The organism is Spirulina sp. CCY15215 (assembly GCF_016888125.1).
Classification (GTDB): domain Bacteria; phylum Cyanobacteriota; class Cyanobacteriia; order Cyanobacteriales; family Spirulinaceae; genus CCY15215.
In genome coordinates, this window is the sequence record NZ_JACSWA010000115.1 from 1 (window position 1) to 265 (window position 265).

Consider the following 265-nt stretch of genomic DNA (forward strand, 5'->3'; position numbering starts at 1 on the left):
AAGAACTTGGAATTAGCGCATCAGAACTAGCGCGATCGCTCCATATACCCACAAATCGGATTACGCAAATTATCAAAGGGCAAAGAGGTATTACTGCTGACACTGCCTTACGTCTAGGACGATGGTTTGGCACTGGTGCAGAACTATGGCTTAATTTGCAAAAAGCCTATGAGTTACGCCTAGCCGAAGAGTTAGTGGGAGAAGAAATTCAAAAGACGATTCAACCTCGTTCATCTATAAATAATCAGCCGTTAGTTCAAGTTTA

General features: G+C 42.3%; 1 protein-coding gene. It reads left to right on the top strand.

The window, feature by feature from the left end:
- Positions 1-265, top strand: a 265-nt coding sequence (locus JUI58_RS00520; RefSeq protein ID WP_204101799.1) for a HigA family addiction module antitoxin, incomplete at both ends; no start/stop codon positions are given.